Consider the following 19,784-nt stretch of genomic DNA (forward strand, 5'->3'; position numbering starts at 1 on the left):
TAGGGTCCACGTGGTGAGCACTCACGTTGTGAGCCCGGTTTTCGCCGGGCGCCGCGAGCAGTCCACGCGGCTCGCCGACGCGCTCGCCCTCGCGGCGGCAGGCGATCCGGTCACCGTGCTCGTTGGCGGCGAGGCGGGAATCGGTAAGTCACGGCTGGTGAGCGAGTGCACGAAGGCGGGCAAGGCCCTCCTGCTGCTCGGCGGCTGCGTCGGAGTCGGGGGCGAGGGCATCCCGTTCGCCCCGTTCGTCGCTGCCCTGCGTGGGCTCGCGGGCCGGCTCACCGACGACGAGCGCGACGCGCTGGCGCCGCTGCTACCGGGGCAGGTCCGGGCCCGTCCCGCGCTGGGCGACGACGCGCGGCCGCGGCTGTTCGAGAGCGCTCTCGCCCTGCTCGCCCGGCTCGCCGCCGAGCGTCCCACCGTGCTCGTCGCCGAGGACACGCACTGGGCCGACCGCTCCAGCCGCGACCTGCTCGACTTCCTCGTGCGCAACCAGCGCGCCGCGCCCGGTTCGATGATCGTCCTCACCTACCGTTCCGACGAGCTGGACCGCCGCCACCCGCTGCGCCCGCTGCTCGCCGAATTGACCAGGCTGCCCTGGGTCGAGCGGCTGGAGCTGCCCCGGCTCTCGATGCCCGAGGTCGTACGCCAGGTTCGCGGGATCCTGGACCATGAGCCCGACCCGGCGCTCGTGCGGTCGGTCTTCGCCCGAAGTGAGGGCAACCCGCTGTTCGTCGAGGTCCTGCTCGACAGTGGTACCGGAGGTGAGGTGCCCGCGTCGCTCGAGGACCTGTTGCTGGCCAGGATCGAACGGCTGCCCGAGGAGAGCAGGAGCGTGTTGCGCGTCGCCGCTGCCGGTGGGGCCCGTGTCGCGCACGCACTGCTCGCCGAGGTGCACGGTCCCGGGCTCACCGGCGCCCTGCGCGGGGCCGTCGACGCGGGCGTCCTGAGCGTGGACGGCGACGAGTACGGGTTCCGGCACGCTCTCATCCGTGACGCCGTGTACGCGAGTCTGCTGCCGGGCGAGCGGGCCGAGTTGCACGGACGCTACGCCGAGGCGCTGCGCGGCCGGACCGGCGCGTCCGGTGAGCTCGCGTACCACCTCGTGGCGGCCGGGGACACCGCCGGTGCGATGTCCGCGGCGTGGGAGGCAGCGCTGCAGGCGCGGCGTTCCCTCGCTCCCGCCGAGGAGCTGCGGATGCTCGAGCGGGTGCTGGACCTGTGGGACGCGGTGCCGGACAACTCCGGCCGGATCGGCTGCGACCGCGGTTCGGTGCTGGAGAAGGCCGCCAACGCCGCGTACCGCGCCGGTGAGCACCGGCTGGGCGAGCGGCTCGCCTCCGCGGCGCTGGACGCGATCGACAGGACCGCTGCCCGGGTACGGGCCGCCCTGCTGCTCGACCAGCGTGCCCGGATGCGCGCTCAGCTGGGCCGGGGCGGAGCGCTGGAGGACCACAACGAGGCGGTCGGGCTCGTGCCGCCCGGCCACCAGGCACGGGGATACCTGCTGAACTCCCTCGCCGAGTACCTCATGCAGATTCCGATCCCCGACGAGGCGCAGCACGCGGCCGAACAGGCCATGCACGAGGCGCAGGAGGCCGGTGACGATCCCACCGAGGCCTCCGCGCTCATCACGCTCGCGGTCCTCGACGCCCGCCTCGGTGATCTCGACGCCGAGCTGCCCAGGCTCGCCAAGGCCCGCGCCATAGCGGAGGGCGTCCGCGCCGACGCCGTGCGGCTACGGGCCCTGCACTGCGAGTCGTCCCTGCTGCAGGCCTTCGGCAGGCTCGACGAGGCGCAGGAGGTCGCCCGGAACGGGCTGGCCGCGGCCAGGGAGGCCGGGCTCGCCCGATCCGCCGGGGCGCTGCACGCCATCGACCTGGTCGGGCCCCTGATCTCGGCAGGCAAGTGGGGGGAGGCGGCCGAGTCCCTCGAGCACGCGCTGGAGCTGGCGCAACCGGGCACGAACTACGCCAACCTCCTGTGCTTCAAGGGCTACCTGGCCCTCCACCGCGGCGACACCGAGGACTCCGACCGCATCGTGACTCTCGCGCGAGAGCAGGTCACCGACACGGTCCTTCCCCAGGACCCGCTGCTGCTGCCGCGGCTGGAGGCGGAGCTTCGACTGGCCCAGGGGCGCGCGGGCGAGGCGGCCACGGTGCTGTGGCGCACGCTGGAGCTGCCTTTCCTGTCCGTGTCGTCGCGGCTCACCTGGCCGTTGCTGGTGATCGGGGCTCAGGTGGCCGAGGCCAAGGCCGACTCGGCACTGCTGGGACAGCTGCGCAGGCAGGCGTCGACCACGCGGATCGCGGGTCCGGTCCAGGCAGCGGGAGCGGCGACCTTCGAGGCGGAGGCCGCGCGTGCCGAGGGCGCACCCGATGTGGGCCTGTGGGAGGCGGCCGCAACGGCGTGGGAGCGGCTGCGCCAGCCGCCGCGGCTGGCGCGGGCGCTGTTCGGCACGGGGGAGGCGCTGCTGGCGACGGGGGGTGACCGTGCGGCAGCGGCCCAGGTGCTGCGCCGGGCCGCCGAACTGGCAGGCGACCTCGGTGCGGCGCCGCTGCGGGAGACCGTGGCGGCACTGGCCCGACGGGGACGTATCCCGCTCGGGAGCGGTGAGGTCGGCGCCCCGCCCGGTTCGGGGCTCACGCCGCGGGAGCTCGACATCCTGGGGCTGGTGGTCGAGGGTCTGTCCAACAAGGAGATCGGCGAGCGGCTGTTCATCGCCACCAAGACGGCCAGCGTGCACATGTCCAACATCCTGGGCAAGCTCGGCGTCGCCAACCGCGTCGAGGCGGCCGCCACGGCGCACAGACTAGGGCTGGTCCCCACTCCGAAATAGGGCTCGCGCCTCATGTGGCGGCCCCCGCCTTAGCCCAAGACTCGATTCCATCGCACAACGTCCTCACGGGACGAACACAGATGGAGTCGAGAACATGAGCACGATTCTGACCATTGCGGGAAGCCTGCGGCGGGGCTCGTTCAACCGGCGGTTGCTCAGGGCCGTCCGGCACGAGCAGCGGCACGACGGGGTCGAATGGACGACGTGGGACGGCCTGGGGAAGCTACCGCCGTTCGACGAGGACGCCGAGCGCGGGCCGGTGCCCGCCGCGGTCGCGGACCTACGTGGCGCGATCGAGGCCGCCGACGGGCTGCTGATCGCCACTCCCGAGTACAACGGGTCGGTCCCGGGGCAGCTGAAGAACGCGATCGACTGGGCATCCCGCCCCTACGGCGCGGCTGTCCTGGGTGGCAAACCGGCCGCGGTCGTCGGCGCCAGCCCGAGCTCGCACGGCGCCGCGTGGGCCCAGGCCGACCTGCGCAGGGTGCTGGGGATCGCCGGTGCCGACGTGGTCGACGGTCAGCTCGCGGTCCCGGAGGTGTTCCGCCAGCTCGACGAGCATGACCGCCTGCTCGACGACGAGCTGCGCGCCGGCTTCGTGACACTGCTCGCCGAACTCCACGCCAAGATCGACAAGGTGCCGGCGTGACGCAGGAAGCACCCGTGCTCGAGCGCACCCGCTGGAGCGCGGTCGTCGCCGTGGCGCTCGGCGTCGTGCTGGCCGCGCTCGACATGACCGTCGTCGCGGTGGTGCTACCTGAGCTCGGCGCGGACTTCGGCGCGGGACCCTCGGTGACCCAGTGGGTGCTGCTGGGTTACTCGCTGCCGCTGGTCGCGCTGAGCGTCCCGGCGGGCCGCTGGCTGGACCGAGCGGGCCCGTTGCCGTCCTTCCTGCTCGCGGTGGGCGGGTTCGGCGTGGCGAGCGTGCTGATCGCCGTCGCGCCGACCATGAGTCTGCTTCTCGCGGGACGCGCCCTGCAGGGTGTGTTCGGCAGCCTGGTCGGCGTCGCCGCGATGCCGCTCGTCGCGACATCCGTACGTCCCGAGCACCGGGCACGCGCGATGAGCATCGTGCTCACGCTGATCCCGCTCAGTGGCGTGGCGGGTCCCGCGGTGGGTGGGGTGCTCGCCGACGCCTATGGCTGGCGCTCGGTGTTCCTGATCAACGTGCCGATCGTGGTCGCGGCGATGTGGGCGGGGGCACGGACGATTCCCGCGCGCCTTCCCGGCCGCAGGGGCCTGCCGCTGCCCGGCGGGCGGCTCGTGCGCGAGGCCGCGGTGCTCGGGGTGGCGGCGACGGCATTCTTCCTCGCGCTTGACCTGCTGGGCCGTTCCGAGGGTGGCGTGCTCGCCGCGGTACTGGGCCTCGTGACGATCGCCGCGATGGCGGTGTGGGTACGGCTGCCGGAGTCACGCCCGGTGCGCTCACTGCTGGCGCGCCGCGAGCTGGCACTGCCGATGGTCGCGTTGCCCATGACCACGGCGGGGATCGCGGCCCTCAACTTTCTCGTCCCGTACTTCCTCGCCGAGGTGCAGCAGGCTTCGCCGAGAGTGATCGGGATGGCGTTGCTGACGGTCTCGGCGGGGATGGCGGTGTTCTCCCCGCTCGCCGGTGTCCTCGCCGACCGGCTGGGAAACCGGCCGGTCACGCTGACCGGCGCCGCCGTGATACTCGGCGGCTTGGTTGCGCTGCTGTTCACGGACACGGACACGACCGCACTCGGTCTGGTGTGGCGGCTGGCTCTGGTGGGCATCGGCAACGGGCTGTTCGCGGGACCGAACGCCGCGGAGATACTGGCGCGCACGCCCACCGCGCTGATGGGCACCTCCAGCGGTATCACCTCACTGCTGCGCACGCTCGGCTTCTCGCTGGGGCCCGCGCTCGGCGCGCTCGCCTGGACGGCCGCGACCGGGGGTGTGAACGGGTTCGTCGGCGGAATCGCCATCGTGGCGACGGCGGCCTCGCTCGCCTTGGTGGCCGTTGGGCTCTCGGTTCGCGCAGGTCACCGGTCGTGAGTGAAGAGCCGAGTTCTAACTCGGCCGAACACTCACGACGCCTGACCACCTGTCTGGAGCTCTTGGGTGGCCTGTTGGAGCTCGACGATCGCCCGGGTGAAGAACTCGAAAAGCACCTCCCGTTGTTCGGCGGGGAAGCTGGTGATCAGGTCGTCCATCCGTTTGGCCACGGGTGCGAACAGGCTGGCCGACTCGCCGCCGAGGGCTGCTGCCGCTGCGCGGTCGACGATGCGCAGGCGGACCCGGCGCCGGTCTGCGGGGTCCGCGACCCGTTCCACCATTCCGGCACGGACGAGACGGTCGACGAGCTTGGTGACCGCTCCGGTGGTCAGCCTGGTGCGCTGAGCGACCTCGCCGGCAGTGACCTGACCGTAGAGCTCGAGAACGTTGAGCACGTAGAGATCGGTCAGGCGCAGCCCGGCCGCGTCCGCGGTGACCTGCGCGTTCAGTGCCATCGCTGTGAAGTACTCGCGGAAGGTCCGCAGCTCGGGCTCGGTGAGCCGCCAGCGGTTGACCCCTACGGCCTCGCTTGACATGTCGGCAGCCTTTCCCTTCCAATAGGAAGATAATTACGCATGGAAGATTATAGTCGGCGACTGGTGAAGGGGGAACCGAGCGTGACGATCACGCGGTTGTGGGACATGGCCGAGGGTTTCGGGCCGATCAAGAACCTCCTGGGAGCAGGTGATCCGAACGTGCACAAGATCGGAGGCCAGTGGTGGATGTTCCTCGGCGCTTTCCAGGACACGTTCAAGACGAACCTGTTCAGTGCGAGCCTGCCGCATGGTGCGCCGTTGAGCAGCAGCGAGTGGTCGTTCACCACGGAGGAGTCCGATCCGCACCGGGCCGCGAGCCTGGTTCCCCAGCCGGGCGACGGCAGCTGGGATGCCGCAGGCCTGCACACTCCGCGCTATGTCCAGGGCATCGACGCCTCGGGAAGGAAGGTCGAAAGGATCTACTACTCGGGACGCACCACCGAAGCGGTCACCGGCAACTCCGGCAGCAGGTACGCGATCGGGATGCTCGAACGAGTCGACGGGGCCTGGATTCGCCGGGACGACCCGGTCTTCGTGGGAACGGGCGACGATCCGTGCGCGCTGGAACCGACCGTGCACTACTCGGACGGCAAGTGGCGGATGTGGTACAACGACGCGCCCAACCCCGGACCGGGGGAACTTCCACGATACCGGATCAACTACGTGGAAAGCCGTGACGGTGTGACGGACTGGAGCGCGCCGGTGCAGTTCTTCTCGGTCGCCGACTCCTATTTCGACACTTCGATAACCGACGTCGGCCACGGCTACGAGATGGTGGCCTCCCGCGGAGGGAACCACTACCTGACAACCTCGTTCCCGGAGCAAGGTCTGTGGTGGTACTCGTCGGAAGCCGCATCGGGCCGCCGCGCCGACTGGACAGCCGACCCGGTGCGCATCCTGGACTCGTCCGGTGGCGCCTACTGGTACGCCAACGGCGTGTTCGGCCCTTGCGTGCGCTACGGCGACACGGAAGCCGACAGGAACACCATGTACGTGTTCTTCACGGGCACCTACCAGCCCGCCGATCCGCCTTTTCCCGCGCCCTTCTACTTCGCCGTCGGGAGGGCGGAGTTCGGCGAACCGACGTGATTCACCGGGTGCAACCGGAAAGGATCATCCGAAAGGGTCGCGCCGCGCCAACCGGTACACCCCGGAGTGGCGGCGCTGTCCCGATGGCTCCGGCGCGACGTACGATCCGCAGGTGACCCCCAGACCGGCCTCAGGGCAGCACCTGAGCGACCTCGCGCGGCTACGCCGTGTCCGCGACCGGATCGACCGGGAGTACGCGCAGCCACTGGACGTCGAGGCGCTCGCCCGCAGCGCGAACATGTCGGCCGGGCATCTCAGTCGCCAGTTCCGGCGTGCCTACGGCGAGTCCCCGTACAGCTACCTGATGACGCGGCGCATCGAGCGCGCGATGGCGCTGCTGGGGCGGGGCGGTATGAGCGTCACCGAGGTCTGCTTCGCGGTCGGCTGCTCGTCTCTGGGCACCTTCAGCACTCGCTTCACCGAGCTGGTCGGCATGCCGCCCAGCACCTACCAGCGCCAGGCGGCGGGCGCGACGGCGGGGATGCCGCCGTGCGTCGCCAAGCAGGTGACCAGACCGATCAGGAATCGAGAAGCGCGGTCACCGACCCGCACCTAGTGTGACCGCCATGGACATCACCATTCACCAGACCTACCTCCCGCACAACGACCCGGACGCCTCACTGGCCTTCTACCGCGACACTCTCGGTTTCGAGGTCCGCAACCACGTCGAGTACGGCGAGCTGCACTGGATCACGATCGGCCCCGCCAACCAGCCGGACGTGTCCATCGTCCTGACGCCGCCGGGCGCCGACCCCGGCATCACCGACGACGAGCGCCGCACCATTGCCGAGATGATGGCCAAGGGCACCTACGGCGGCATCAATCTGGCCACCAAGGACCTCGACGGCACCTTCGCGCAACTGCAGGCAGGTGACGCCGAGGTGGTCCAGGAGCCGACCGACCAGCCGTGGGGGGTTCGTGACTGCGCATTCCGCGACCCCGCGGGCAACATGATCCGCATCATGGAGCTGCGCTGAGCCGTCCCCGGGCTGGCTCACGACCGATGAGGGAGAGCCCGAGGTACCGCTCGGGTCTGATTAGATCGGCCCAGGCGGCCCCCGTAACAGTATGGAGACCCGATGAGCACGGCCACGAGAACGGGCACGCAGGCGCCTGCGCTGCACGTTGCCGACAGCCACGATCTGATCCGCGTGCACGGCGCGCGCGAGAACAACCTCCGCGACGTCAGCGTCGAGCTCCCGAAGCGTCGGCTGACCGTGTTCACCGGGGTCTCCGGCTCGGGCAAGAGCTCGCTGGTGTTCGCCACGATCGCCGCGGAGTCCCGGCGGATGATCAACGAGACCTACAGTGCCTTCCTGCAGGGCTTCATGCCGACACAGGCGCGGCCGGACGTCGACGTCCTCGAAGGGCTGACCACGGCGATCATCGTCGACCAGGAGCGGATGGGTGCCGACCCGCGCTCCACGGTCGGCACCGCCACCGACACCAACGCGATGCTGCGGATCCTCTTCAGCCGCCTCGGGCAGCCGCACATCGGCTCGCCCAAGGCGTTTTCCTTCAACGTCGCCTCGATCAGCGGAGCGGGTGCGGTCACGTTCGAGCGCGGCGGGAAGACCGTGAAAGAGCGCCGCAGCTTCAACATCACCGGCGGCATGTGTCCGCGTTGCGAGGGTCGGGGTGCGGTCACCGACTTCGATCTGACTGCGCTGTACGACGACAGCAAGTCGCTCAATGAGGGCGCCCTGACGGTTCCTGGCTACAGCATGGACGGTTGGCAGGGCCGCCTCCTCCGTGGCGCCGGCCTTGACCTGGACAAGCCGATCCGCAAGTACAACAAGCGTGAGCTGCACGACCTGCTCTACAAGGAGCCGACGAAGATCAAGGTCGACGGGGTCAACCTCACATACGAGGGGCTGATCCCGAAGATCCAGAAGTCGATGCTCTCCAAGGACCGGGAGGCGATGCAGCCACACATCCGGCGGTTCGTGGATCGCGCGATCACCTTCACCACCTGTCCCGACTGCGACGGCACCCGTCTCAGCGAGGGTGCCCGGTCGTCCAAGATCAAAGGCAAGAACATCGCGGACGTCAGTGCGATGCAGATCAGCGACCTGGCCGAGTGGGTCCGCGGTCTGGACGAGCCGTCCGTGGCACCGCTGCTGGGGACGCTGGGAGAGATCCTCGACTCGTTCGTCGAGATCGGACTCGGCTATCTGTCGCTCGACCGGCCGTCGGGCACCCTGTCGGGCGGCGAGGCGCAGCGCACCAAGATGATCCGCCACCTCGGGTCGTCGCTCACCGACGTCACCTACGTCTTCGACGAGCCCACCATCGGCCTGCATCCCCACGACGTCCAGCGGATGAACGACCTGCTGCTGCGGCTGCGGGACAAGGGCAACACGGTGCTCGTCGTTGAGCACGAACCGGAGACGATCGCGATCGCCGACCACGTCGTCGACCTCGGCCCCGGCGCCGGTACGGCGGGCGGCACCGTCTGCTTCGAGGGCAGCGTCGAGGGGCTGGGGAACAGCGGCACCGTCACCGGCCGCCATCTCGGTGACCGGGCGACGCTCAAGGACGAGGTGCGCAAACCGGCCGGGGCGCTCGAGATCCGGGGAGCGAACGCGCACAACCTGCGGGACGTCGACGTCGACATCCCGCTCGGAGTGCTCTGCGTCGTCACCGGCGTCGCCGGGTCGGGCAAGAGCTCGCTTCTGCAGGGCTCGATTCCCGCCGATGCCGGGGTGGTCTCGGTCGACCAGACGGCGATCCGCGGCTCCCGGCGCAGCAACCCGGCGACGTACACCGGGCTGCTCGAGCCGATCCGCAAGTCGTTCGCGAAGGCCAACGGCGTCAAGCCGGCGCTGTTCAGCGCCAACTCCGAGGGCGCCTGCCCTACCTGCAACGGCGCAGGTGTGATCTACACGGAGCTGGGCGTCATGGAGACCGTCGCCACCACCTGCGAGGAGTGCGAGGGGAAGCGGTTCCAGGCATCGGTGCTGGAGTACAAGCTCGGAGGCCGCGACATCAGCGAGGTGCTCGCGATGTCGGTGACCGAGGCCGAGGAGTTCTTCGGCGCCGGCGAGGCGCGCACGCCCGCCGCGCACAGGATCCTCGAGCGGATGGACCAGGTGGGACTGGGCTACCTCAGCCTCGGCCAGCCGCTCACCACGCTGTCAGGCGGCGAGCGGCAGCGGCTCAGGCTGGCTACCCACATGGGGGAGAAGGGTGGCGTCTACGTCCTCGACGAGCCGACGACCGGCCTGCACCTGGCCGACGTCGAGCACCTGCTCGGCCTGCTCGACCGGCTCGTCGACTCCGGCAAGTCGGTCATTGTGATCGAGCACCACCAGGCGGTCATGGCGCACGCCGACTGGATCATCGACCTCGGCCCTGGCGCCGGCCACGACGGCGGCCGGATCGTCTTCGAGGGCACACCGGCCGACCTCGTCGCCGCCCGCTCCACGCTCACCGGTGAGCACCTCGCGGCCTACGTCGGCACCTGAGGGCCCTCCTTGATCCCATGCAGTGCGGCGTTGTGCCTGGTCACCTCTCGTGAGTGCGCACACGAGTTAGAACACTGTTACGCACTCACGACCAGCTCCTGCACTGATGCATCCTGGGCACCACCCGCGCGACCGCCTGCGGCGCCCGGGTGGTCACCTCGGTCAGCGCTCGGTGCACGGCCTTCGGCTCCCGCCCGCCGGCCAGTATCAGGATCGGTGTCTGGGTACGACGCAGGCCCTCGAGGTCCGCGGCCGGCACACCGTCGTACACCTGGGTCAGCATCCGCCGCGCCGCACATCTATGTCTTCCGGGGCAGCCGGATCGTCTTCGAGGTCACCGGCCCGCCGCTCGGTCAGCCGATGCGGCGGGAGCGGGTCAGACCCAGCCCACCGAGCGCGATGGCGATCAGCCCGACCACCAGGGCCACGAAGCCCCCGACCAGTCCGTAGCCGGTACCGGGACCACCCTCGGCGGCGGCTACCACGAGCCCACCGAGGGCCATGCTGACCAGCCCCGCTGCGAGGGCCACGACGGCCCCTCTTCTCCCGGCGCCGGTGCCGATACGGCCGGCGAAGCGGGTCAGAGCCAGTCCGCCGACGACCACACCGGCGAGCCCCAGCAGCGCGGCCACCACGGACCAGAGACGCCCGGCTGTCATGGCATAAGCGCCGGCGGCGGCCGGCTGGACCAGGACGCGCGCGGCCGCCGGTGTGGCAAACCCGAGAACTCCGAGCAGCGCGGCTGTTGCGGCGGCAAACAGGTGGCGGGCAGACATGAGGTGCTCCTTCTCCTCCTACGACGGGACATCGCTGATCATGTCCGCCGGACCCACCGCCGGTCGTTGTGCGGACGGAGGCAATTGACGCTGCCACCGATGCCGTAGCCGACTGCCGCGGACGTCGCAGGAGCCGCAAAGGTACCGCGTGTGCGGTAGGCGGCTGATCATCTGTGCGCAGGAGTTGCCCGCGCGAAACTGCGGCTAGTGTGCACGCATGAGCAGGGGACGGATCGCTTTCCTCGACTGGGCGATCGCCCTCGGCGTGGCGGCGACCCTGCTGGTCGCCGGGCTCTCGGGGCAACCACCCGCTACGAATCTCGACCCGCTGGGTTACGCGGTGCTGGTAGCCGGCGGTCTGGCGCTGGCCGCGCGCCGCGGGGCTCCGGTCACCGTGCTGGCCGTGACCGGGCTGTGCGCGCTGGGCTACCAAGCGGTCGGCTTCGACGTGCCTGTCGTCGCGTATCTGTTCGCGGTGTACGCCGCGGTACGAGCGGGACACCGCATCGTCACGATCGCGAGTGCGTTGATCATGCTGGCCACCCTCCCGCTCGCGATCATGGCCTCTCCCCATGACTGGCCCGTGGGAGAGGTGTTCGCACAGTCCAGGGACGTCCTGGAGCTGGCGTGGCTGATCGCCGCCGGTGCGGCGGGTGAAGCGCTGCGACAGGCCGAGCGCCGGGCGGATGAGGCCGAGCGCACCCGCGAGGAGACGGCGCGGCGCCGCGCCGACGAGGAGCGCCTGCACATCGCGCGGGAGCTGCACGATTCGCTCACCCACCAGATCTCCGTTGTCAAGGTCCAGGCCGAAGTCGCCGTCCACCTGGCCCGCAAGCGGGGTGAACAGGTGCCGGATGCCCTGCTGGCGATCCGGGAGGCCGGTCGTGAGGCGGCCCGGGAACTGCGAGCGACCCTGGAGGCGCTGCGCGAGGACGACAAGAACCCGCCGCATGGGCTCGACCACGTCCCGGAACTGGTGCAACGGGCCCGGACCGCCGGCCTGGATGCGAAGCTGACGATCGAGGGACACCGAAACGACGTGCCGGCCGCGCTCGACCGGACGGCTTACCGGATCGTTCAGGAGTCGCTGACCAACATCGCCCGGCACGCCGCCGCCGGCACCGCGTCGGTCCGGATCGACTGCCGCCCCGACGCTCTGGTCATACGGGTCGATGACGACGGCAAGGCCACATCGGACACCGCGCCGGTGCCCGGAGTCGGGCTGCTCGGGATGCGCGAACGTGTCACCGCCCTCGGAGGTCACCTGCTGGCGGCACCGCGCAGCGAGGGCGGCTTCACCGTCCAGGCCGAACTTCCCGTGGACAGGACGTCATGATCCGGGTGCTGCTCGTCGACGACCAGCCGCTCATTCGCAGTGGATTCCGCGCGCTCCTCGATGTCGAGGACGACATCGAGGTGGTGGCCGAGGCCGCCGACGGCGGCGAGGGCCTGGCGCTGGCCAGGAAACACCTGCCCGACATCGCGCTCATCGACATTCAGATGCCGGTCATCGACGGCATCGAGGCGACCCGGTGCATCGCCGCGGACCCGGCGCTGGCTTCGGTGCACGTCGTCATCCTGACCAACTACGGCTTGGACGAGTACGTCTTCAACGCGCTGCGCGCCGGCGCGGCGGGATTCCTCGTCAAGGACATCCAGCCGGAAGACTTCCTGCACGCCGTACGCGTCGCCGCGCGCGGCGACGCCCTGCTCGCACCGTCGATCACCCGCAAGCTGATAAACCGGTACGTCGCCCAGCCGCTCGACACCGGCACCGGCGCGGGGCTGAAGGAACTGACCAACCGCGAACGCGAGGCCGTCGCCCTGGTCGCGCAGGGCCTGTCCAACGACCAGATCGCCGGCCGCATGGTGATCAGCCCGCTGACCGCGAAGACCCACATCAACCGAGCCATGGTCAAGCTCCACGCCCGCGACCGCGCGCAGCTCGTGGTCCTCGCCTACGAATCCGGCCTGGTAGCCCCGCGCAACTACTGACTTCCACGGTCCTGGTTCCCCCGTGAGCGCTCCGTCGACCAGCGCCACGGATCGAGGGCGTGCTTGCCGTGAGTCTGGCTGCTTGTAGCACCGTCGGCCGTCGGCCAGCAGCGCTATCTAGATTGTGTGACTGACTAGATAGCGCTAGAATTGTCCGCGTGACCGACCAGTGGCCCCAGGCATGGACCCGCGCGGCGATTGAGATGTGTGTCCTCGCGCTCGTCAAGGAGAGCGGACTCACTCACGGGTACGAGATCGCACAGCGTCTTCGTGACGCCGGCCTGGGCGACATCAAGGGAGGAACGCTGTATCCCATCCTTGGCCGCCTCGAGGATCGTGGGCAACTGCGTTCTCAATGGACCGGTGGCGTCGGCGGGCCGGGGCGAAAGATCGTCGACATCACCGATGAGGGTGTTCGCGTGCTCGAAGCGTCGGTGGCCGACTGGGTGGCGTGGACCGGTCGAGTCGCCGCAACCATAGGTGTCACCCACAGCACACCAGGAGGGCAGTGACCATTCCCGAAAGTCGAAAGCTGAACAACCGAGGAGGTCTTGTTCCGTGACAACTGCGCCGGCTGAAAGGTACATCGACAACCTGATCATCGCCTTGCAGTTGCGGGGCGTGCCGGGCGAGAAGATCGGGCAGATCGTCGCCGAGGTCGAGGCGCATGTCGCCGAGAGTGGCGAAGACCCCGGCGATGCGTTCGGGAAGCCGCGCGAGTACGCGAGGACATGGGCGCGGGATATCGGGCGCCCTGTGAACTCGCCAGGGCGAATTCGTAATGTCCTTGGCATCGCCGCTTGCGCGGCCGGTGGCTGGTTCCTGGCCATTGGCGTCCTCCGCACCTTCACCGACGAAACGGTGTGGGGTCTGCACGCACTGGTATCCGTTGTCATCGGCGTGGCCCTGCTGGTTGGCGGATTGTTGACGGTGCAGAAGAACGTGGTCATCGACCCACGCACCGGACTGGAACCTCACCGCCTCAAACGGGCGGCAAGGCGTGGGTTCGTCATTGCGGGGAGCGCGGTGCTGTTGTTCGTCGCCGCCGCGATTGTCATCGGCGTGGCGTTGGAGTAGTCCTCGGCCGATGTTGCCTGAAATGCAATAGGTTCTAACTCGCCGGGCGGCCGGCTCCCGCGTAGTCGTCGCCGGGACTGCGGTAGTTGTGCACCTGGACGGCCTGCCCGAACGTCGGGGCGTCGACCATCTGCTGGTTGCCGACGTAGATGCCGACGTGGTGGATCTTGGTCGCCGGGTCGCCGTAGAAGATCAGGTCGCCGAGCTTCGGTTCCGCACCGGCCGGGACCAGCGGCACGCTGCCGTACTGCCAGTGCGCCGTGCGCAGCAGCTCGATCCCGGCATGGGCGTAGGCGGCCGTGGTCAACCCCGAGCAGTCGAACCCGACGTCGCCCTTCTCCAGCCCGTTGCCGCCCCACACGTAGGGCAGGCCAATCTTGTCGATCGCGAAGGCGACCGCGGTCAGCGCGGCCTTGTTCGGGGGCTCCTCGCTCTGCCCGACCGTGCCGTAGACGTTCGCCGTCGCGAGTACCCGGTGCAGGAACAGCGGCGCCTCGTGCAAGGCCGACACCCCGGCGAGCCAGTCGTCACCGTCGGCCAGATCCCGGCCGTCCGCGCACAGCGCCCGGCCGGCCGCCAGTGCCGCGTCGTCGATGTCCTGCACGTTCGGCTCGCCGTCCGGGGCGCTCGCCCGCCACCGCTGCCACACCGCGGGCGAGAGCTGCATCGGGCCCGCCGCGCCCGGAACCGAGATGACGTCGCCCGCGAAGTCGCGCAGCTCGACCGTGCCGATCGGTGCCGACACGGTGCCGTCGCCGGTGACCTTTCCGCCGCCGGTGCGTCCGTGGTCGGTGGCTGTCTTGCCGACTCCCGCGACCGTGACCCAGGACAGGTGGCAGCCCGGCCGCTCCTCGGCGAGCTGCACGGTCGCGGCGGCGTAGCCGTGCATCGCGCGCCGCGGAATGTCGAGCCACCCGGCCACCTCGTCGACCCACGCCTCGAATCGTGGTCCTGACTCCTCCGGGACCGCGGTCTTCCGCGGCGCGGCGGGCGCCGTGCCGGCCTCGCTGGACGGCGGGGGCGTTGTGGTCGCGGCCTGCGGTGGCAGGTCGGTCGCAGCCGCCGGGCTCACCCGCTGGTCGGCCGGGGCGATCCGCAGCGCGACGACGAGCCCCCCTGCCGCCAGCATCGCGGCGACGAGCGCGACGATCAGCGCGCGTCTGCGCGGTCGCGGTGCCGCCCGGTCGTCCTCGGCAGGCGGTTGGTCCCCCACGGTCATGTCCACAGCATAGGCAACGGCCGTATATGGAGGGTGAGCCGCCGTCTCAGCCGGCGAGTCGGCCGAGCACGAACGCGCGCAGATCGTCGAGGTCGGTGTCGACCGCGACGACCACCGCCGTCGGGTCCGGACTCCCTTCGGTGTCCGCGCGCAGCTCCGGCCGTCGCTGGTCCACCACGGTGGCGCCCCTGGAGGGCCCGAACGAGCACTCCACCTCGATCGGGAAGGTCTCCGTGCGCAGGATCCCCGGGCGGATCGCTTCCGCGAGGGCGACCGCGTCGTGCAGCACGACCCCGTCCCAGCCGAGTGCCTTGCGGTAGTGGTCGAGATAGTCGGGGGTGAGCGCGTCGAGCGCGGCGCCGACCGGGCCGGAGGCGGCCAGTGTGCCCAGCCACCCGGTGTCCACCGCGCACCGGTAGGTGAGGTCCATCGGGACGAGCACGCACGGCACCTCGCCGCCGCCGAGCACCCGGCGGGCGGCCTCGGGGTCGCTCCAGACGTTGAACTCGGCGGCCGCGGTGGTGTTGCCGTGGCCGAGCGCTCCGCCCATGATCACCACCCGCGCGATCTTGTCGTGCACGCCCGGGTGCGCCGCGAGCAGCGCGGCGATGTTCGTCAGCGGACCGATCGGGGCGACGGTGACCGGCTCGTCGGCCGCCTCCAGCAGCGTGGCCAGCAGGCTCACGGCGTCAACCGGCTCCAGTTCGCGGCCGGGCTCCGGCAGCGCCGCGGAACGACCGGAGAGCCCGTCGGCGCCGTGCGCGTACCGCGCGGCGTGCGGGTGCGGATGCACCAGCGGTCGTGGCGCTCCCGCCGCGACCGGCACGTCGGCGCGCTTGCACAGCGCCAGCACGCGGCGCGCGTTGCGGGTGGTGGCGGACAGCGGGACGTTGCCGAACACCGTGGTCACCCCCAGCAGCTCGACGTCGTCGCTGAGCGCGGCGAGCGCGATCGCGAAGGCGTCGTCCACCCCCGGATCGGTGTCGATGATCAGCTTGGTCCCCACGCGGGTGCTCCTCTGCTTCGGCGGCCGTGCCGACAGGTTACGGTCACCTCATGACGTCGATGTGGGGATCACCGGTGCTGTCCCGGGTGCAGGCATGGCGGCGGGCTCGCCGAGATCCGCAGCAGGCACGGTTCCTGACCCGCGACTCGCTGCGCTGGATCGTGCGCAACCGGGCCTTCACGCCCTGGTACCTGGTGCGGTACTGGCGGCTGCTGAAGTTCCGCGTCACCAACCCCCACGTCGTGCTCCGTGGCATGGTCTTTCTCGGCCGCGACGTGGAGATCCACTGCCGCCCCGGCTACGGGCGCCTGGAGATCGGCCGCTGGGTGCACATCGGCGACGGCAACGCGATCCGCTGCCACGAGGGCTCGGTGCGGATCGGGGACAAGACGGTGTTCGGCAGGCAGAACGTGGTCAACGCCTACCTCGACATCGAGATCGGCTCCGCGGCATTGATCGCCGACTGGGTCTACGTCTGCGACTTCGACCACGTCACCACCGACATCAACCTGCCGATCAAGGACCAAGGGATCGTGAAGGCGCCGGTGCGGATCGGCCCGGACACCTGGATCGGCACGAAGGTCTCGGTGCTGAAGGGCAGCCGCGTCGGCCGGGGCTGTGTGCTCGGCGCGCACGCGGTGGTGCGGGGCGACGTCCCCGACTACGGCATCGCCGTCGGCTCGCCCGCACGGGTGGTACGTGACCGCAAGGCCGACTACGCGGCGGACGCCGAGCGGCGCGAGGCCGTGCAGGACATGGCGCGCAAGGCGAACAAGGCCCTGCAGAAGACGCTGGGCGACTCGTGAGTGCCTACGCGAGTTAGAACTCGTGCAGGCACTCACGAGTCTTTTTCGGCACCGCCGGATAGGGGACGAACGTGCTCGTGTTCTCGTCCACGGTGAGCTGCTTGCCGATCGTGGGGAACGCTCGCTGCGGGCAGGCCGGCCGCTCGCACACCTTGCAGCCCATGCCGATCGGGGTCGCGGCCGACTTGTCGTCGATGTCGAGGCCGGCCGAGTACACCAGCCGCCGCGCGTGCCGCAGCTCGCAGCCGAGCCCGACGGTGAACATCTTGCCGGGGCTGCCGTAGCCGCCGATGTTGCGCGAGATCGTGCGGGCGATCCAGAAGTAGCTCTTGCCGTCGGGCAGCGTGGCCACCTGGGTGAGGATCTTGCCGGGCGCCGTGAACGCCTCGTAGATCACCCACAGCGGGCACGCGCCGCCAACGCGGGAGAAGTGGAAGCCCGCCGCGGACTGCCGCTTGGACATGTTGCCCGCGCGGTCGACCCGCACGAACGAGAACGGGATGCCCCGCAGCTTCGGGCGCTGCAACGTGGACAGCCGGTGACACACCGTCTCGAAGCCGACGCCGAAGTGGTCGCACAGCAGCTCGATGTCGTAGCGGAGCCGCTCGGCGGCGGAGTGGAAGGCGCGGTAGGGCAGGATCAGCGCGCCCGCGAAGTAGTTGGCGAGGCCCACCCGCGCCAGCGAGCGCGCGGGCTGGCCGGAGAACGCCCACGAGTCGGCCAGCTCGGTGATCAGGTCGTCGTACTCCAGCAGTGCGATCTGTGAGGCCATGCGGAACGCCTGCTGCCCGATGCGCAGGCTCGGTGCCATCCGCAGCACCCGGCCCTCCGGCTCGTACCGGTGCTGCTCACCGGCCGCCTCGTCGATGCCCTCGCTCGTGATCGTCACGCCGTAACGCTCGGTGAGCCGCTCGCGCAGCCCGTTGCGGATCTCGCCGCGCCGCAGGCCGAGCTCGTCGTGCATGCGCTCGGCGCGCTCGTCCAGCTCGGCGACGTAGTTCTCCCGCTCGTAGAAGAAGTCGCGCACCTCCTCGTGCGGCAGCAGCGCGGCTGCGCTGCCGTGCGTGCCCCGGCCGTCCTCGGTGACGAGCGCGGCGGTGTTCTCCACCGCGTTGCGGTAGCGGCGGTGCAGCTTCACCAGCGCCTCGGCCATGGTCGGCAGGTTGTTCGCGAGCTCGTTGATCTCGCTCGGCGACACGTCGGCGCTGATCGCCTCGTCCAGCAGTGCCTCGCGGACGTCGGCCACCAGCCGGGAGGTGTCGCTGTTGGCGAAGAACTCGGCGTCCACCCCGAACGCCTCGGTGATCCGTAGCAGCACTGGAACGGTCAAGGGCCGGGAGTTGTGCTCGATCTGGTTGAGGTAGCTGGGCGAGATCTCCAGCAGCCGGGCCAGGTCGGCCTGGCTCATCGAGCGGCTCTCCCGCAGATGGCGCAGCCGCGCTCCGGCGAAGGTTTTGTCCACGCTGACCGTTGCCCTCCGAAGGGTTTCCTGTTCGGTACCGATCAAGTCGGCACATTCGTCGTGCGTTGTGAACGCGTGATTCACAAGCTTCGCAATATCCTACGGAAAATTCGCACAAATTGGCAAATTGGAGCGCTGGCCTAGTTTTCCCAGCGCATGTCATGGTCATGGCAAGCAGGCGAGTAATCGCAAAGTTCGCAATGTTGGAGAAGTCAGATGACTCAGTTCGAGCAGGAAGCAGCCAAGCTGGCCAAGGAGTGGGAGACCGACCCGCGCTGGCAGGGCGTGCGGCGCTCGTACTCGGCGACCGACGTGGTGAAGCTGCGGGGCAGCGTCGTCGAGGAGAACACACTGGCTCGCCGTGGCGCGGAGAAGCTCTGGAAGCTGCTGCACAGCGAGGACTACGTCCACGCGCTGGGCGCGCTGACCGGCAACCAGGCCGTCCAGCAGGTCCGCGCCGGCCTCAAGGCGATCTACCTGTCCGGCTGGCAGGTGGCGGCCGACGCGAACCTCGCCGGTCAGACCTACCCGGACCAGAGCCTCTACCCGGCCAACTCGGTGCCGGCCGTGGTCCGCCGGATCAACAACGCGCTCGGCCGCGCTGACCAGATCAACTGGGCGGAGGGCAACACCGACATCGACTGGTACGCGCCGATCGTCGCCGACGCCGAGGCTGGCTTCGGCGGTCCGCTCAACGCGTTCGAGCTGATGAAGGCCATGATCAACGCGGGTGCGGCCGGCGTGCACTGGGAGGACCAGCTCGCTTCCGAGAAGAAGTGCGGCCACCTCGGCGGCAAGGTGCTGATCCCGACCAAGCAGCACGAGCGCACCCTCAACGCCGCCCGGCTCGCGGCCGACGTCGCCGGCGTGCCGTCGCTGGTCATCGCCCGTACCGACGCGCAGGCCGCCACGCTGCTCACCAGCGACGCGGACGAGCGGGACCAGAAGTACCTCACCGGCGAGCGCACGTCGGAAGGCTTCTACAAGGTGCGCAACGGCATCGAGCCCTGCATCGACCGCGGGCTTGCCTACGCCGAGTACGCCGACCTGCTCTGGATGGAGACCTCGGAGCCCGACCTCGAGGTCGCCCGCGAGTTCGCCGAGGCGATCAAGGCCAAGTACCCGAACCAGATGCTGGCTTACAACTGCTCGCCGTCGTTCAACTGGCGCAAGCACCTGGACGACGCGACCATCGCCAAGTTCCAGCGCGAGCTCGGGCACATGGGCTACAAGTTCCAGTTCATCACGCTGGCCGGCTTCCACGCGTTGAACTACTCGATGTTCGACCTGGCGCACGGCTACGCCCGCGACGGCATGACGTCCTACGTCGACCTGCAGGAGCGGGAGTTCGCGGCGGAGGAGCGTGGCTACACCGCCACCAAGCACCAGCGCGAGGCCGGTACGGGCTGGTTCGACCTGGTCAGCACGGCGCTGAACCCGGAGAGCTCCACCACCGCTCTCAAGGGTTCGACCGAGGAAGCGCAGTTCTGACCTGC

Annotated in this window: 19 protein-coding genes; 13 read left to right on the plus strand and 6 right to left on the minus strand. The window is 69.9% G+C overall.

Annotated features, from left to right (window positions below; translation table 11 throughout):
- Positions 1–13 precede the first annotated feature (13 nt).
- The 3 genes from JAP66_RS32970 to JAP66_RS20910 all read left to right on the plus strand — a co-directional run bounded on the left by JAP66_RS32970 (position 14) and on the right by JAP66_RS20910 (position 4,855).
- Complete coding sequence (locus tag JAP66_RS32970; RefSeq protein WP_199433499.1) at positions 14–2,839, plus strand: helix-turn-helix transcriptional regulator; 2,826 nt, start codon at positions 14–16, stop codon at positions 2,837–2,839.
- Positions 2,840–2,933: 94 nt separating this feature from the next.
- Positions 2,934–3,488 carry an NADPH-dependent FMN reductase gene (locus JAP66_RS20905; protein ID WP_199433500.1) on the plus strand — a complete coding sequence of 185 codons (555 nt, stop codon included), beginning with the start codon at positions 2,934–2,936 and terminating at the stop codon, positions 3,486–3,488.
- Positions 3,485–4,855, plus strand: a complete 1,371-nt coding sequence (locus tag JAP66_RS20910; protein ID WP_199433501.1) for an MFS transporter — start codon at positions 3,485–3,487, stop codon at positions 4,853–4,855. Before JAP66_RS20905 ends, JAP66_RS20910 begins: the two co-directional genes overlap by 4 nt.
- Before the next feature lie 32 nt (positions 4,856–4,887).
- Here JAP66_RS20910 and JAP66_RS20915 read toward each other — a convergent pair whose 3' ends face one another.
- Positions 4,888–5,391 (minus strand): MarR family winged helix-turn-helix transcriptional regulator, encoded by a 504-nt coding sequence (locus JAP66_RS20915; protein ID WP_199433502.1) that lies wholly within the window; start codon positions 5,389–5,391, stop codon positions 4,888–4,890.
- A gap of 81 nt (positions 5,392–5,472) precedes the next feature.
- On the opposite strand from JAP66_RS20915, the gene JAP66_RS20920 reads away from it, so the two are divergent.
- The 4 genes from JAP66_RS20920 to JAP66_RS20935 all read left to right on the plus strand — a co-directional run bounded on the left by JAP66_RS20920 (position 5,473) and on the right by JAP66_RS20935 (position 9,947).
- Positions 5,473–6,480 (plus strand): hypothetical protein, encoded by a 1,008-nt coding sequence (locus JAP66_RS20920; RefSeq protein ID WP_199433503.1) that lies wholly within the window; start codon positions 5,473–5,475, stop codon positions 6,478–6,480.
- Positions 6,481–6,592: 112 nt separating this feature from the next.
- The gene (locus JAP66_RS20925) at positions 6,593–7,036 is read left to right on the plus strand and encodes a helix-turn-helix transcriptional regulator (protein ID WP_199433504.1); all 444 of its coding nucleotides are present in this window, start codon (positions 6,593–6,595) and stop codon (positions 7,034–7,036) included.
- 10 nt (positions 7,037–7,046) lie between these two features.
- On the plus strand, positions 7,047–7,457 hold the full coding sequence (locus tag JAP66_RS20930; protein ID WP_199433505.1) for a VOC family protein: 411 nt from the start codon (positions 7,047–7,049) through the stop codon (positions 7,455–7,457).
- 102 nt (positions 7,458–7,559) lie between these two features.
- Positions 7,560–9,947 carry an ATP-binding cassette domain-containing protein gene (locus tag JAP66_RS20935; RefSeq protein ID WP_199433506.1) on the plus strand — a complete coding sequence of 796 codons (2,388 nt, stop codon included), beginning with the start codon at positions 7,560–7,562 and terminating at the stop codon, positions 9,945–9,947.
- Positions 9,948–10,032: 85 nt separating this feature from the next.
- Here JAP66_RS20935 and JAP66_RS20940 read toward each other — a convergent pair whose 3' ends face one another.
- On the minus strand, positions 10,033–10,230 hold the full coding sequence (locus JAP66_RS20940) for a hypothetical protein (protein WP_199433507.1): 198 nt from the start codon (positions 10,228–10,230) through the stop codon (positions 10,033–10,035).
- A gap of 70 nt (positions 10,231–10,300) precedes the next feature.
- The gene (locus JAP66_RS20945; RefSeq protein ID WP_199433508.1) at positions 10,301–10,606 is read right to left on the minus strand and encodes a DUF6223 family protein; all 306 of its coding nucleotides are present in this window, start codon (positions 10,604–10,606) and stop codon (positions 10,301–10,303) included.
- Positions 10,607–10,940: 334 nt separating this feature from the next.
- Here JAP66_RS20945 and JAP66_RS20950 point away from each other — a divergent pair, with 334 nt between their 5' ends.
- The 4 genes from JAP66_RS20950 to JAP66_RS20965 all read left to right on the plus strand — a co-directional run bounded on the left by JAP66_RS20950 (position 10,941) and on the right by JAP66_RS20965 (position 13,795).
- A complete protein-coding gene (locus JAP66_RS20950; protein ID WP_199433509.1) occupies positions 10,941–12,059 on the plus strand; it encodes a sensor histidine kinase in 1,119 nt (372 codons plus the stop codon).
- A complete protein-coding gene (locus tag JAP66_RS20955; protein WP_199433510.1) occupies positions 12,056–12,718 on the plus strand; it encodes a response regulator in 663 nt (220 codons plus the stop codon). Before JAP66_RS20950 ends, JAP66_RS20955 begins: the two co-directional genes overlap by 4 nt.
- Before the next feature lie 158 nt (positions 12,719–12,876).
- Positions 12,877–13,230 carry a PadR family transcriptional regulator gene (locus JAP66_RS20960; RefSeq protein WP_307849654.1) on the plus strand — a complete coding sequence of 118 codons (354 nt, stop codon included), beginning with the start codon at positions 12,877–12,879 and terminating at the stop codon, positions 13,228–13,230.
- A gap of 46 nt (positions 13,231–13,276) precedes the next feature.
- Positions 13,277–13,795 (plus strand): HAAS signaling domain-containing protein, encoded by a 519-nt coding sequence (locus JAP66_RS20965; protein ID WP_199433511.1) that lies wholly within the window; start codon positions 13,277–13,279, stop codon positions 13,793–13,795.
- A 34-nt stretch (positions 13,796–13,829) separates the two neighbouring features.
- On the opposite strand, the gene JAP66_RS20970 is transcribed toward JAP66_RS20965, so the two are convergent.
- Positions 13,830–15,014, minus strand: a complete 1,185-nt coding sequence (locus JAP66_RS20970; RefSeq protein WP_199433512.1) for a C40 family peptidase — start codon at positions 15,012–15,014, stop codon at positions 13,830–13,832.
- 46 nt (positions 15,015–15,060) lie between these two features.
- Entirely contained in the window at positions 15,061–16,020 is a 960-nt protein-coding gene (locus JAP66_RS20975) for a nucleoside hydrolase (RefSeq protein ID WP_199433513.1), read from the minus strand.
- 50 nt (positions 16,021–16,070) lie between these two features.
- Between JAP66_RS20975 and JAP66_RS20980 the strand changes: the two genes are divergently transcribed.
- A complete protein-coding gene (locus JAP66_RS20980; RefSeq protein WP_199433514.1) occupies positions 16,071–16,826 on the plus strand; it encodes an acyltransferase in 756 nt (251 codons plus the stop codon).
- 13 nt (positions 16,827–16,839) lie between these two features.
- Here the strand turns inward: JAP66_RS20980 and JAP66_RS20985 are convergent, their stop codons facing one another.
- On the minus strand, positions 16,840–18,288 hold the full coding sequence (locus JAP66_RS20985; RefSeq protein WP_199433515.1) for a short-chain fatty acyl-CoA regulator family protein: 1,449 nt from the start codon (positions 18,286–18,288) through the stop codon (positions 16,840–16,842).
- Between the two features lie 216 nt (positions 18,289–18,504).
- Between JAP66_RS20985 and aceA the strand changes: the two genes are divergently transcribed.
- Positions 18,505–19,779 carry an isocitrate lyase gene (gene aceA / locus JAP66_RS20990; RefSeq protein WP_199433516.1) on the plus strand — a complete coding sequence of 425 codons (1,275 nt, stop codon included), beginning with the start codon at positions 18,505–18,507 and terminating at the stop codon, positions 19,777–19,779.
- The last annotated feature ends 5 nt before the right edge of the window (positions 19,780–19,784 follow it).

The sequence above is a fragment of the Qaidamihabitans albus genome (assembly GCF_016464705.1).
Classification (GTDB): Bacteria; Actinomycetota; Actinomycetes; order Mycobacteriales; family Pseudonocardiaceae; genus Qaidamihabitans; species Qaidamihabitans albus.